Origin of the sequence: Pseudoalteromonas sp. 19-MNA-CIBAN-0066, from assembly GCF_040308705.1 — a bacterium.
Taxonomy (GTDB): Bacteria; Pseudomonadota; Gammaproteobacteria; order Enterobacterales; family Alteromonadaceae; genus Pseudoalteromonas; species Pseudoalteromonas nigrifaciens.
On the sequence record NZ_JBEONZ010000008.1, the window covers coordinates 36711 to 50957 of the forward strand.

At 40.2% G+C, this 14247-nt stretch carries 13 protein-coding genes; 5 read left to right on the forward strand and 8 right to left on the reverse strand.

Features of this window, described 5'->3' with window-relative positions:
* Positions 1–38 precede the first annotated feature (38 nt).
* Positions 39–1445 (reverse strand): glutamate--ammonia ligase, encoded by a 1407-nt coding sequence (gene glnA, locus AAEZ18_RS07065; protein WP_086993786.1) that lies wholly within the window; start codon positions 1443–1445, stop codon positions 39–41.
* Between the two features lie 509 nt (positions 1446–1954).
* On the opposite strand from glnA, the gene typA reads away from it, so the two are divergent.
* Positions 1955–3778: a translational GTPase TypA gene (gene typA / locus AAEZ18_RS07070; protein ID WP_179807385.1), complete on the forward strand. Its 1824-nt coding sequence runs from the start codon at positions 1955–1957 to the stop codon at positions 3776–3778.
* Between the two features lie 257 nt (positions 3779–4035).
* Positions 4036–4620, forward strand: coding sequence for a hypothetical protein (locus AAEZ18_RS07075; RefSeq protein ID WP_350550549.1), 585 nt, complete (start codon positions 4036–4038; stop codon positions 4618–4620).
* A gap of 165 nt (positions 4621–4785) precedes the next feature.
* Here the strand turns inward: AAEZ18_RS07075 and AAEZ18_RS07080 are convergent, their stop codons facing one another.
* Both AAEZ18_RS07080 and AAEZ18_RS07085 read right to left on the reverse strand, forming a co-directional pair.
* The gene (locus AAEZ18_RS07080) at positions 4786–5865 is read right to left on the reverse strand and encodes an MBL fold metallo-hydrolase (RefSeq protein ID WP_350550552.1); all 1080 of its coding nucleotides are present in this window, start codon (positions 5863–5865) and stop codon (positions 4786–4788) included.
* Between the two features lie 92 nt (positions 5866–5957).
* Entirely contained in the window at positions 5958–6614 is a 657-nt protein-coding gene (locus tag AAEZ18_RS07085; protein WP_011326888.1) for a DUF2959 domain-containing protein, read from the reverse strand.
* Positions 6615–6701: 87 nt separating this feature from the next.
* Here AAEZ18_RS07085 and AAEZ18_RS07090 point away from each other — a divergent pair, with 87 nt between their 5' ends.
* Positions 6702–7604 carry a virulence factor BrkB family protein gene (locus tag AAEZ18_RS07090; RefSeq protein ID WP_350594318.1) on the forward strand — a complete coding sequence of 301 codons (903 nt, stop codon included), beginning with the start codon at positions 6702–6704 and terminating at the stop codon, positions 7602–7604.
* Between the two features lies 1 nt (position 7605).
* On the forward strand, positions 7606–8043 hold the full coding sequence (dtd, locus tag AAEZ18_RS07095) for a D-aminoacyl-tRNA deacylase (protein ID WP_058372331.1): 438 nt from the start codon (positions 7606–7608) through the stop codon (positions 8041–8043).
* Here the strand turns inward: dtd and AAEZ18_RS07100 are convergent.
* Positions 8027–8755 carry a spermidine synthase gene (locus tag AAEZ18_RS07100; protein ID WP_011326891.1) on the reverse strand — a complete coding sequence of 243 codons (729 nt, stop codon included), beginning with the start codon at positions 8753–8755 and terminating at the stop codon, positions 8027–8029. The genes dtd and AAEZ18_RS07100 overlap by 17 nt on opposite strands.
* Positions 8756–8917: 162 nt before the next feature.
* Between AAEZ18_RS07100 and AAEZ18_RS07105 the strand changes: the two genes are divergently transcribed.
* Positions 8918–9811, forward strand: a complete 894-nt coding sequence (locus AAEZ18_RS07105) for a bifunctional GNAT family N-acetyltransferase/hotdog fold thioesterase (protein ID WP_011326892.1) — start codon at positions 8918–8920, stop codon at positions 9809–9811.
* An 88-nt stretch (positions 9812–9899) separates the two neighbouring features.
* Here the strand turns inward: AAEZ18_RS07105 and AAEZ18_RS07110 are convergent, their stop codons facing one another.
* From AAEZ18_RS07110 to AAEZ18_RS07125, 4 genes are all read right to left on the reverse strand, one after another.
* A complete protein-coding gene (locus tag AAEZ18_RS07110; protein ID WP_182684118.1) occupies positions 9900–10934 on the reverse strand; it encodes a phospholipase A in 1035 nt (344 codons plus the stop codon).
* Positions 10935–11128: 194 nt separating this feature from the next.
* On the reverse strand, positions 11129–12247 hold the full coding sequence (locus AAEZ18_RS07115; protein ID WP_089367575.1) for a succinylglutamate desuccinylase/aspartoacylase family protein: 1119 nt from the start codon (positions 12245–12247) through the stop codon (positions 11129–11131).
* Positions 12248–12296: 49 nt separating this feature from the next.
* Positions 12297–13502 (reverse strand): PLP-dependent decarboxylase, encoded by a 1206-nt coding sequence (locus tag AAEZ18_RS07120; protein WP_011326896.1) that lies wholly within the window; start codon positions 13500–13502, stop codon positions 12297–12299.
* A complete protein-coding gene (locus AAEZ18_RS07125; protein ID WP_011326897.1) occupies positions 13502–14242 on the reverse strand; it encodes a 2,3,4,5-tetrahydropyridine-2,6-dicarboxylate N-succinyltransferase in 741 nt (246 codons plus the stop codon). Before AAEZ18_RS07125 ends, AAEZ18_RS07120 begins: the two co-directional genes overlap by 1 nt.
* Between the last annotated feature and the right edge of the window lie 5 nt (positions 14243–14247).

The window sequence follows — 14247 nt, forward strand, 5'->3', positions numbered from 1 at the left end:
GCGGGCTTAAAGGTATATTTTATAACTGTTAATTAAAATTAACAGCTGTAATACATTTCAAACTCAATTGGGTGCGTTGTCATGTTAAGTCTTTCAACTTCTTGACTCTTAAGTTTAATGTAAGCATCAATTAAATCATTAGAGAACACGTCACCTTGATTTAAAAACTCACGGTCAGCATCAAGAGATGCCAGTGCTTCTTCTAATGAAGAGGCAACGGTTGGAATTTCTGCTGCTTCTTCTGCAGGTAGGTCGTATAAATCTTTATCCATTGCATCACCAGGATGGATTTTATTTTTAATTCCATCAAGGCCAGCCATAAGCATGGCAGCAAAAGCAAGATACGGGTTAGCCGTTGCATCAGGGAAGCGTACTTCAATACGACGACCTTTAGCTGATGGTACTACCGGAATACGAATTGATGCAGAACGGTTACGTGCAGAGTATGCAAGCATTACTGGTGCTTCGTAACCTGGTACTAAACGTTTGTACGAGTTAGTAGAGGCATTAGCAAACGCATTAATTGCTTTAGCATGTTTAATAATACCGCCAATGTAATAAAGCGCATCTTCAGAAAGACCGCCGTACTTATCACCTGCAAATAAGTTAACACCGTCTTTAGCTAACGACTGATGACAATGCATACCAGAACCGTTATCGCCAACAATAGGTTTAGGCATAAAAGTGGCTGTTTTGCCGTATAAATGAGCCATGTTATGAATAACATATTTCATTTCTTGAATTTCATCGGCTTTAATCACCATAGTATTAAAGCGCGTAGCAATTTCGTTTTGTCCTGCAGTTGCTACTTCGTGATGATGTGCTTCAACAACTTGTCCCATTTCTTCTAATACTAGACAAGTAGCAGAGCGCCAATCTTGAAAGTCATCAACAGGAGCAACTGGGAAGTAACCGCCTTTAACGCCAGGGCGATGACCTGTATTGCCGTCTGCGTATTCTTTATCTGAGTTCCAAGCAGCTTGCTTAGAATCGATTTTGTACATAGAGCCAGACATGTCTGTTTTATATTTTACGTCATCAAATACGAAGAACTCTGGCTCTGGGCCAAATAAAACCGTATCAGCAATACCCGTAGAGCGCATATATTCTTCAGCACGCTTTGCTACAGAGCGAGGATCGCGCTCGTAACCTTGTAATGTAGAAGGCTCTACTACGTCACAACGTATAATTAATGTGGCTTCTTCAGTGAATGGGTCAAGCTTAGCTGATTCAGCAACAGGCATTAACACCATGTCTGATTCGTTTATGCCTTTCCAGCCAGCAATTGAAGAACCATCGAACATTTTACCATCTTCAAAAAAGTCTTCATCAATTTGGTGATGAGGAATTGAAATATGCTGCTCTTTACCTTTTGTATCAGTAAAGCGTAAATCAATGAACTTAACGTCATTTTCTTTAATAAAATCTAAAACCGATTGCGACATGTGTCCTCCAACTATAAGGTTTTGTTATTGCTGCTTAAATGCTTTGTGTTTTATAAGCTGATTTTGTGCCACTATTGTAACTTAATGTTTATAAACATAAAAAATACAAAAGTAATAACGGCTGTTTCTAATGCGCACCATTATGGTGCGTAAATGCTTCAATATAGTGCAACAGTTACAGAGTAAAAAGTTGCTCGCTATTTAATCGTGATAGACTAACATAAAGTAAATACAAAAGACTGACCAAAATAGCAATAAAGTCATTAAAGTGGAGGTTTTTATAAAAATATTAAAAATTTTATTTTTATAATTAGTTAATTTAAAACAGTAGGTTAAATAAAAAAACCAGAAAGTTTGCAAATTTATTTTGGATAAACTTTCATCCATTCCATTTATAAGGGATAATATGCGCCCTTTTAAATCCTATGCTGGGACATCTCGTGAAAACGCAGGTGAGTGCGTAAGCCCCTGCAGGATCAATGAGATTCAATTTCTCTGAGTGAATATTAATGAGTATCGAAAAGATAAGAAATATAGCAATTATCGCCCACGTTGACCACGGTAAAACTACACTGGTTGACAAACTGCTTGAGTTTTCAGGCACATTAGAAACACGCGGCGGTAATGAAGAGCGCGTGATGGATTCAAACGATATAGAAAGAGAACGTGGTATTACCATTTTAGCGAAAAACACCGCTATTTCATGGAACGGCTACCACATTAATATCGTAGATACTCCAGGACACGCCGATTTCGGTGGTGAAGTGGAACGCGTACTTTCAATGGCTGACTCAGTATTACTAATTGTTGACGCTCAAGAAGGCCCAATGCCACAAACGCGTTTTGTTACGCAAAAGGCATTTGCGCAAGGTTTAAAGCCAATCGTAGTAATTAACAAAATCGACAAGCCAAGTGCACGTCCTGATTGGGTTATGGATCAAATCTTTGATTTATTCGATAACTTAGGCGCCACTGACGAGCAGTTAGATTTTAAAGTAATCTATGCATCAGCAATCAACGGCTGGGCAACATTAGATTTAGACGAGCCATCTGATAACATGGATGCCATGTTCCAAATGATCGTTGACGAAGTATCACCACCAGATGCAGATCCTGAAGGTGACTTCCAAATGCAGATTTCTCAACTTGATTACAACTCATACGTGGGTGTAATTGGTGTTGGTCGTATCAAGCGTGGTTCTGTTGCTCCAAACCAACAAGTAACTATTATTAGTGCTGATGGTACTAAACGTAACGGTAAAATTGGTACAGTACAAAGCTACTTAGGCCTTGAGCGTATTGAAACAGACCGTGGTTATGCAGGTAACATTGTTACTGTAACCGGTATTGGCGAGCTTAAGATTTCAGATACTGTTTGTTGTCCTACTAACGTTGAAGCATTACCACCACTAAGTGTTGATGAGCCAACAGTAACAATGACATTCTCTGTAAATAACTCACCGTTTTGTGGTAAAGAAGGTAAGTTTGTAACGTCACGTAATATTCGTGAGCGTTTAGACAAAGAGCTAGTACACAACGTAGCACTTCGCGTTGAAGATACTGCTAGCCCAGATAGCTTCCGTGTTTCTGGCCGTGGTGAATTACACCTAGGTATCTTAATCGAAAATATGCGTCGTGAAGGTTACGAGCTTGCTGTATCTCGTCCAGAGGTAATTTTGCGTACTGTTGACGGTGTATTAGAAGAACCGTTTGAAACAGTAACAATTGACTGTCAAGAAGAGCATCAGGGTTCTGTAATGGAGCAAGTTGGCCTACGTAAAGGTGAGCTTACTAACATGTCTCCAGATGGCAAAGGCCGTATGCGTTTAGACTTTATTATCCCAAGCCGTGGCTTAATTGGTTTCCAAACTGATTTCATGACAATTACTTCGGGTTCTGGTCTTATGTACCATACGTTCGATCATTACGGTCCTCATAAAGGCGGTTCAATCGGTGTTCGTAAAAACGGCGTAATCATTGCAAATGCTACAGGTAAAGCACTGACTAACGCATTGTTTAACTTACAAGAGCGCGGCCGTTTATTCATCGGTCACGGTGTTGAAGTTTACGAAGGTATGGTTATCGGTATTCATAACCGTGATAACGACCTTACAGTTAACGCCCTTAAAGGTAAGCAGTTAACTAACGTACGTGCATCTGGTACAGATGAAGCACAAACGCTTTCTCCACCTTTAAACTATTCACTTGAGCAAGCGCTTGAGTTTATTGATGAAGATGAGTTAGTTGAAGTAACGCCACTAAACATTCGTATTCGTAAGCGTCATCTTACAGAAAACGAACGTAAACGTGCGGGTCGTGCGCCTAAGTCATAATCTATTAATTTAGAATAATGATTTTAAAAGCCGCTGTATTGCAAAATACAGCGGCTTTTTTGTGTTTGTGGGGGGGTGGTTTGAAGGTTAATTAAGTAAACTTTGACGATCATAAAAATCGATAACGATTGTTTATAGTATTAGGTACTGATAAGTTTTAACATTATCAAAGTATTATTATGTCTCGGAGAGAGATGTAGTAAATGGAAAATATGTTCATATTTTTTATATGATGCTGTTAAGTTAGTGAGGTGTAAATGGAAAAATATCTATATTTAACTTATGTAGAGTGGTCAGATTCTTGGGTCAATGGGGGAGATGTTCCTATATCAGTTGCAAGTACATATATCAGGGGTGTAAGAGATGGTATTTATACTCCTGATGAAAATCTAATTCACGATTCTATAGTCGATCTAAAAAGCTTATCACCTATGATTCATATTGCGACTGGGGCACAAGTGAAAGGGCTCAGCATTATAGGTAGTTCGTTTAATGGTAGGAAAATTCCAAATATAATAAATGCTAGTTACTATAATGAAGATGGTTTAATACTTTCATTTTGTAATGAGTTTTCTCCAGAAATCGCAAGAAAAATGGGTAAGAAATGTTGTGTGAAAATTCTAGACATTGAGCACCTGAGAAAAGTGATCGATAAACAACTCGGTAAAAAAGGAAAAATGAAGAATTGCCAGTACACAGACTCTCATCAACGGAATCATTACTTAAAGTCACATGAAGATAAATGGCAAAATGAGTATAGGTTATTTTGGAAAGGTACTGAAAATAAGTTGGTTACTCTACCACCTGGTATTGCAGAGTTCATTATGTCCTTTGATGAATAAATTTAACAAAATAAAATTTCGTTTTGTGATTTTATCTAAACATTTTAATACTTTTATACTGAAAGAAGAGATATATCAACAGCCGATAAGGCTAAGTACTAGTGTTTGTTGGTAGGGTATTTTTCGTTGGGTTTCGCTGCGCTCAACCCAACCTACGTGCATTAGTTAAAGTTTAATTGTTTCGCCTTCATTTAAAATATACAGCGGTACTGGTGCATTCATTTGTTTATACATATGCAGTAAGCGCGATAGCGCTGAGTGGCTGCTGTGATCGCCCATTTGCCAACTTGAGTTGCCATATCCCCATGGTATCATTACTTTGCAATTAAGCTCTGTGGCCGCATTGAGGGCATCCTCTGGCGTAGTATGAACGTATCGATACCCTTTAGCGTTGGTTTTATGGTAATAAGAGGCAATTGGCATTAGGCATAGGTCTATATCACCGTATTTTTGTTGTATGTCTTTAAAGTGTTTTGAATAGCCAGTATCGCCGGCAAAAAATAAGGTGCTGCCATTTTGTTCAAGCAGCCAGCCATTCCAAGAATCTTTATTATCATCTTCGTAAATATAGGGAATAAGCACCCGATTACTAAAGTGATGTGCAGGCACTGCGTGTATGGTTAAGTCCTCAATGCTGGTTTTTGCATACCACGCCATTTCAGTAATATTAAAGCCACCCGTTGGGAAGTTATCTGCCATGCCTAGCGGGGCTAAATAACGTGGTTGATTACCCAGTTTTTTAATATCTGCTTTATTAAAGTGATCATAATGAATATGCGAATACATAACGGCGTTAATGTTTTCAAGTGTTTGCTTATTTGGCCATGCTCCGGGTTTGCGATAAAACCCACCTGCAAGCTTAAAGCCTAAATCAACCGGTGAATCAAACTGCTCACTAACCGGATCAAATAATACATTTTGCCCATTACGTGTGCTGACCACAAAGCTGGCATGCCCTAACCAACGAACCGTATAACCGGTATTGAGCTGCGGCTTAATTTGCTTACCTTGATACTGGCAGTTGCTGCTGGGTGTTTCGCAAATCAAGTTCGGATGTGGCGGGTAGCAGTTTTGCTCGCAGGTGGTTGGGTAAACCTTTTTGCCTTGATATAAATTATGGTAACGACCTGTTTGGTTGTTAACAGCAATAACTGAGTTTTTATCAGCTATTTTTTGCACCTGGTTAGGTGTACTACACGCTGATAAAAAACAGCTTATAAAGATTATAAGGGTAATGTGTTTCATAATTAAATCCGTTTTAAATAGTGCTAAAGCAGCCATGCAGCCATAAAAAAGCCTGCAATAATGCAGGCAAATTTAAATATAATATCAGCTAATTAACCGGCACTATTCATTTGTTCAATAAATTTATTTGAGTCGGCAATCGATTTGTTCATGTCGTTCATAAGCAATTGTATATCGCGTTTAAGGTTAGTGAACTCGCCTTTAATAGCCGATACCGCTTGTGCGTTTAAGTTATGCTTTAAGTATAAAACGTTATCATGAAGCGATGTTAATACCGGCTCCATTTTGCTCTCTGCACTGCGCATTGAGCGTAATAGCTGATCAAATTGACGCTTAGTCGCGGCTAGCTTTTTACTGCTTTCACGTTTAAGTGATGCGCTTTTATATTGCTCTAGCTCATCGCTCCACTCATCAAATAAGGCTTCTGCTACGTCTTCTACTTTATTGATGTTAGTTGACACTTCGTTAGCGGCATTTAAGCTCGACTCATAGTCATCGTTTAACTGATTGTAAGTGTCTTGCAGTTCGCCACCATTAAAATCAATAAGTGTAGTTAAGCGCTCAAGCGCTGATTTAAACTCTTCTTGAGACTCTTGTTGCGAGTCTTTGGTTTCTTCTACGCGGTCAATAAGAATATCACGTTTGTGAACACCTACTTTTTCCATGGCCGAGTAATAAGCTGACTGGCAACCCGATAATGTTAGTACAAGTGCAAGTACGGTAACACTCAGTAATGTTTGTTTTTTCATTTGGTTTCCTATTTACGTGTGTTAATGCTGTAAATTATGGTGCTGATTGTTATTATGGTCAAAATTATATTAGCACAAGTCAATGTTATGAACGATAAGCTCTCTTATTATAAACAGCAAGTTGGATCTTTTTTACGGCAGCAACCCGGCTGGTGGATGCAATATATTAACCGCTGTATTGATGACCAAATAACCGTTAACGCGGGCTATTTAGCTTATGTAACTTTGCTGTCTTTGGTGCCATTAATTGCCGTAGGTGTGGCGATATTTTCGGCTTTTCCGGGGTTTGAATCAACTCGATTAGCAATTGAAAGCTTTTTATTTACTAACTTTGTGCCTACTTCGTCAGATGTTATTAAAGAGCATATTAGCTCGTTTGCGGGCAATGCAAATCAAATGACCGCAGTGGGCATTGGCTTTTTAGCTGCTATTGCCTTGTTACTTATTCGTAATGTTGATGCCACGCTTAACCGTATTTGGCGAATTAAGAAAAAGCGTCCAATGATGATTTCGTTTGCCGTTTATTGGATGGTACTTAGTTTAGGGCCCGTATTTTTAGGCGGCAGTATTGCAGTTACTTCGTATATTGTATCGTTGGTGTCGTTTGCTGATCAGGGGATTCCGGGGTTTAGTGGCTTTTTATTAAAGTTATTGCCGTACGGCATTTCTATGGTGGGTTTTATTATGCTCTACACCTTGGTGCCCAACACTCGGGTTTCGTTTAAAGCGGCGATACCAGGTGCACTATTTGCTGCCATGTTGTTTGAGTTAACTAAAAAAGGTTTTGCGCTTTATATTAGCCACTTTCCATCTTATGAAGTTATTTATGGTGCAGTTGCTACCATTCCTATTTTGTTTATGTGGATATATTTGTCGTGGATAGTGGTGTTGCTAGGCGCTGAGCTTACGGCGTGTATTAGCCCTGAAAATATTGAAGACACGCCCGAAATAGAGCTAGACGAGCAAGAAAATACAAAGGATACGCTATAAAATGCAAGGTTTAATACAACGTGTAAAACATGCCAAAGTAGAAATTAATAACCAAGTAGTTGGCGAAATTGGCCAAGGAATTTTAGTGTTGTTGGGTGTTGAAAAACAAGATGACGAGCAAGCGGCCGATAAGTTGCTGCATAAGATTAGTAATTACCGCATTTTTACTGACGAAAACGACAAAATGAACTTAAGTCTAAAAGATATTGCTGGTGAGCTGTTGGTAGTATCGCAGTTTACTTTGGCGGCAAATACTAAAAAGGGCATGCGACCTAGCTTTTCATCGGCGGCAACTCCAAGCCAAGCTAATGAGTTATACGAATACTTTGTAGCGCAAGCCAAGGCGCTCAATTTAACGGTTGCTACCGGTGAGTTTGGTGCCGATATGCAAGTGAGTTTGTGTAACGATGGGCCAGTAACCTTTAATTTAGCTGTTTAGTGATCACCACAATATGATTTATATAGCCTGCTACCTTTTGCGGGCTAACTTTATAACCAAATACATTAAGTAATACTTGCTGTAACTGTTTTAATTGCGACTCATGTTGCGATAAAAAATTAATAAATAGCGTGCCGTTGTTGTTAAGGGCTGCGTGTATTTTTTGATAAAAAGCGGGTGCGAATAAAAATCGTGGTGCGTCTATTTGGCTAAATAAATCTAAAATAATCCAATCTATGTTGCGGGCGCGCGCCAGTACTTGCTGAGCATCCTCACAAAGTAACCGCTGTGTATTATTATTAGGCACTTGCTGCGTAGTAAAAAACTTTTTATAACAACTAATTATATCTGCATTTATTTCAGCTGAGGTGATTTTTGCGTGTGGATATTGGTGCAGCAAATAATTACGAATTGCGCCGCCGCCAAGCCCCAGTTCGAGTACTTTTTTAGGGGTACTTAATGTGTGCCAATGCTGTGCTAAGCACTGTAAGTGTGGCAGTAATAAATTGCTTGGTTGCTGCTGCGTTACCACAGATTGCAGAGTGTCATTTATTAGCAGCCAACGCAGTTGCTGATGTTGGCGTACTTGAATGTGATCGCCCCCATATTTATGCCAATAAAGTAACTGGCCAATACTGTGGCTATTTTCAATAAAATAGCTATTAATCAGGCCATTTACAGGGTTTATGTATTCGCTCATGTTGCCCAGCATAAACTAGCCCAAGCAAAGCGCAATGGCTTTTGTCATTAATTTTTTACACTTTGTATTTGCCATCACCAAAGTCGTATTGGCAGTTTTTTTTAGATGGAGTATGGTATTTGCCATAATTAAGTGACGTTGTATTTTATTTACGGCTTAACAGCAGGAGTATGTATGTTTCAGGTAAGTACACCGCAAAGTAGTGAAGATTGGCAAGCCTATTATCAATTACGTTGGGAAATTTTACGTGCCCCTTGGGGTGAGCCACGTGGTTCTGAACAGGATGATTTAGAACAAGATGCCGAGCATCGCTTTATTAAAAATAAAGCGGGTAAAGTATTAGGGGTGGCGCGGCTGCACTTTAATAACCAGCAACAAGCTCAGGTTCGCTATATGGCTGTAGCTGAAGAAAGTCGTAATCAGCATATTGGTAGTCGTTTATTACATGACCTAGAAAAAATAGCATGGTCACAAGACGCTGCAGAGTTGGTGTTATTTGCACGCGAGCGCGCACTCGAATTTTATAAGCGCCATGGTTATGAAACACAAGAAAAAGCGCATTTAGCGTACGGCGATGTACAACACTATAAAATGGTAAAACAAAAGCCATCAGAGCCAGGCTGGTTTCGCCACCCTAACTGGACTCAAGTGCTGCAAAACACCTGGCGTGAATCAATCCCAATTAGTGATGCAATGGGCATTAAAGTAGAGAGCTATACCGACTGGCAATTTACGACTAGCGCAGATTTAGATGCTAATTTAAACCTGCATAACACTATGTTTGCTGGTTCTATTTATAGCTTAGCAACCCTTACGGGGTGGGGCGCAACCTACTTAGCATTAAAAGAAGCAGGGCTTGAAGGAAATATTGTATTAGCCGATGCCAATATTAAATATTTAAAACCGCTTAGCAGTGATCCACGCGGCTGTGTTGATATACAAAGCTGTAAGGGTAAGCTCAGCGAGTTAGAAACTGAAGGTAAAGCCAGCTATTTAGTACCTGTTATTATTTATGATGGTGATAAGGTAGTGGCTGAATTTGAAGGGCAGTTTGTAGTAAAAAAATAAGCTGTTAGCACTTTATAGTTAAATTAAAGCACGAAAAAAGCCAAGCGATGCTTGGCTTTTTAATTTGTTTAATTTAATCGCTAATTAATTAAAGTAAATCGGTAAGTAGTATACCTACGCCAATTCTTTCTATATCAGCGTTATAATCAATTAAGCTTTCGCCATAGCCATTAAAGTACTGTGCATAACCACGCACTCGGCCCCAAAGCGGAAATGACCAATCGAGCTGTAATGCACCGCGATTGTCTGAATTTAAGTTGTTACGGGTCATAAAGCTAAATTCATGTTCATTAAGGCGATACGCACCGCTAAACTCAAAGTAACCCATGTATTTGTAAATGTCAGGGTTGTCGTCGCCTCTTGGATCTAAAGGTGTTTCTTTCTCGCTTTCTGAAATACGATACCAAGGCTTAAAGTTAAATACAAAGCCATTTTTTTCCCAAATAAAGTTAGCGTAAATACGGTTCCATGAACGTGAATTTGGCTGACTATTACCGTTAGACTGATGCGAAATACCCAAAACAACAGCCATTTCGTCGCCCCAAGGAACGTGTTCTGGATCTAAATAGTTAACCCAAAAAACCTCTGGCTCGTAGTTAGTCTCACGAAAAGGTGATGAGCTTTCTTTGTTATAAAGCTGCCAATATGACTGTAATGTAAAGGCAAAAAATATAGCTTGGTCTTCATCTGAAAAGTCATTGAATAGAGGCACTTTAATTGAAAGCTGATATTTGGCTTCTAAGTTATCGAGTGGCTCGTCATTTTTTTCGCCAGTTAGCTCGTCAAATGTTTCAAACGAGCTATTGTTCGGATGCGATACATATGAAATAGGTAAAATGTAGTTACGTTTATGTGGCGTAATCACATTACGGTTTTTTTGGCTTACTGCTTCTCGTGCTTTGCGCTTATCGATGGCGGTAAGTTGCTTATCTTCTTCAAGAGCGGAGCACTTTTTACGAAGCTGATCGAGTGTTTGCTTGCCGTCTCCACCAATCACTTCATTTAAAATACATTGTTTTACCAGCTCAATATTACTATTTTGCTCATTGCTTTTAGGTTTTTCTTCAGCAAAAACAGTAGTACTAACTAATGTTGAAAGTATGATCAAGTATCGCCAGCTCATTGTAATTCCTTTGTGAGTATTGATGGTTTAATGCGTTAATTTAATTATAACGCCTTTTTACATATGTAACGGTGAACTTTTACTGAATTTACGTATATTTAGTATAATTAGATCAAAATAAAAGCGGCCTAAGCCGCTTTTATAATGCAAATTAACTATAGTTAACTTACTCTCACGCAATGAGAAGGGAGAGCTTAAAGCTCAAATACGTTAGTAAAAAACTTATACAGTTCAGTGCCTTGATTAACGCTCGCCGAGGCAAAATGCAGTATGGCAATAGCGTCAGATTCAAGGGAAAGTGTTTGTAGTGGTTGCTCACTTAAATAACGCTCCATGCGCAGTATTTTAGCAATTGGCTCACCGGCTTTTATATGCCCGCCTAGGGGGGCAATATACTCAACCATTCCGCCCATGGGCGCGTAGTAAGCAAAGTAATCGTTTAAATGACACGCGTAGCGAGTAATGTTAGCTGGAGTGTGGGGCGCATTTACAAATACGGCTTTATAATTTAAGTAACTTAAAATACTGTTTGCATCGTTCAGTGCTTCGCTCAAGTCTATTTTTTCTTGGCTGCCTAGCTCTACAGTAAAAGCTTCTACAGGTATGCTGAGCTCGCGGCCTTGTTTGCTCAGTGCTTCGCTTAAATGCCACCACGGACAAAAGTTTGCTTCATCCATCGCACCATCAAAGTCACTTGGAATAAGCAGTACGTGCTCAATATTAAAGTAGCGAGCGCTATTAGTCGCATAGGTTGGGCAGTACAAGTGCTTGCTTGAAATAGGACCTGTGTGTAAATCCAGTACTATATCAGCTTGGTGAGCGAGCTTTTGTAAGTTAAGCGCAATGCGTTTACCAGTATTGAGTAAATAAGCAGGGCCATTAAGTTTACTGTCAACTTCGTCAATAAGTGCCTGTTTGAACGCGCTTTTTAATATGGCATCGTCGTATTGCATATGGTTTTGTGCAAACTGAGTGACTAAATCAGTATTATAATGATACATCCTATTCCAATTAGTGCCGGTGATAGGGTCGAACCGACCTAGGGTAAATTCCCCCGACTTTTGATTGCAACCAATAGGGTTGGCATAAGGCACTAAAGTAATATCACCTTTAAGATTAAGGTGCTTTAATTGTTCAAGTAGTTGAAAAATTACCGCGTTACCTTGTACTTCAGCTCCGTGCATGTTGGCCTGAATATACACACTTGGCCCCGTGCCATCGCCTTTTAAACGATACACAGGAATAGTGAGTGGTAAGCCATTGGCAACTTCACCAACGACGATGTTTTCTTGACTAATTGGTGAGGCGATCATGAGTATCTCAACATTTTAATTTTATCTCAGGTACATTATCTTAGGTACATTATCTCAAGTAATAACTGGCATCTTCGGCTGCACGCAAACAGCTAAGTTTGTTTTGTTCTAAAACATATTCGCCAGCAAGTTCGTGGCATAAAAAGTACGGCATACTTTCACTAAAGCCATAGGCACCACATTGACTAAACACCAACCAGTCGTGCTCATTGAGATCACTTGGTAATGCGTGCTCGCCCAAGCTATCGAGTGCGGTACAAAGTGGCCCGTATAAGCTCATAGCTTGGGTTGGTGTGTGTGAATCTCGTAGTAATGCTGCTGGAAAGTCTTGACTGGTGACGGCTGGGCGCAATAAGTGGTTTATACCGCCACTTAAAATAACTTGTTGTTGGCCATAGTTTTGTTTGCGCTCTACTACTGGGGCTGCGTAATGTCCGCATTCACCCACGGCATAGCGGCCAAGCTCCATCCATAACTCTTCAACGCCCGCCTGTTTTTTAATTTTAGCGAGGGCAGTTATTAAGTCATCCCAATTAAGCGTTATGTCGTTTTGCGTATACGGAATACCTAAGCCGCCACCTAAATCTAAAATTTTAAGGTTTATATTTAAATCGCGGGCAAGTTGGCTAAGTGGTGCAATCATTTGTGACCACAACTCACTGAGTTTTTGCGTGCTGAGCATATTTCCCCATTGAAAAATATGCAGGCCATCAAAGCTAAGTGCGTCATAGTCGGTAATATTAAGTGCCTGCCACTCTGTACAACCGAGTCCGAATGGCGTGAGGCTATCGCCACCTAGTGGATTTTTTTCGCCCTCGGGCCAACGTAACTGTACGCGCAGTAATACCTGTAGTTGACAGTTTTGTAGCTTGGCTTGCTCATTGAGCCAGCGAACTTGATTAATACTTTCGGCAACAAAAGTACGTACGCCGCGCTCAATAAAGTGTTTAATTTGTTTTGGGCTTTTAGCTGGCCCGGTGTTGAGCACGCGATCGCTACTAACGCCTTGAGCAAGTACTTGCTCAAGCTCGCCTTTACTGGCTACGTCAAAATTAAACCCGGCGTTATCTAAGCATTGAATAATTTTAGACAGCGGATTCGCTTTAACCGCATACCAAAGTTTTACCTCGGTTTGTGCGACCAATTGTGCCAAGTGACTATTTAGCGTATCTAGGTCGTAAACAAAAAATGGGCTATCGAGTTGGCTTGATAATTCATTAATTGCCGTTTTAACGCCCGTGCTCAAAAAGCTCATTAACGTAAAACCTCTTCAAGTAGTAATGATGCATCACTTTGCTCATCGCGGTACTTAACAATTAACGCGCACGACATGCTTAAACCTTGTGCACGCGCCCATTCGTTTGAAGCAGGGCGAGAGCCTGGTATTACAATAGCGTACTCAGGAATTGGCTCGCCTTTGTCTAGTTGGCGCTCGTTTACACAGTCGTAAACCGGAATTGTGGCCGATAAACGCACACCAGGGGCAAGTACTGCGCCTTTTTTAATTACTACGCCTTCAACAATTACGCAGCCTGCGCCAATAAATGCATCATCTTCAACTACCACTGGGCTGGCACCAATTGGCTCTAACACACCGCCAAGTTGCACGGCTGCGCTAAGGTGGACATTTTTACCTACTTGCGCGCACGAGCCAACTAAAGCGTGACTATCTACCATAGTGCCTTCGTCAATGTATGCGCCAATATTTACATACGCTGGTGGCATAATAATAGTGCCTTTAGCTACATAAGCACCACGGCGAACGCTTGAGCCACCCGGGACCATACGTACGCCATCGGTGGCACTAAACTGTTGTGGCGCTAAGTTATGTTTATCAACAAAGCCACCGACAAATTCGGTGTTTGTACCATTTTTAAAGGCTTCTAAAATACCCTGTTTTACTGCAACGTTAGCCTGCCATTGGCCGCTTTCGTTTTGTGATGCTGCGCGTACTGCGCCCGACTCTAAATTATTTAATAGTTCTAACCAGCTCATTATAA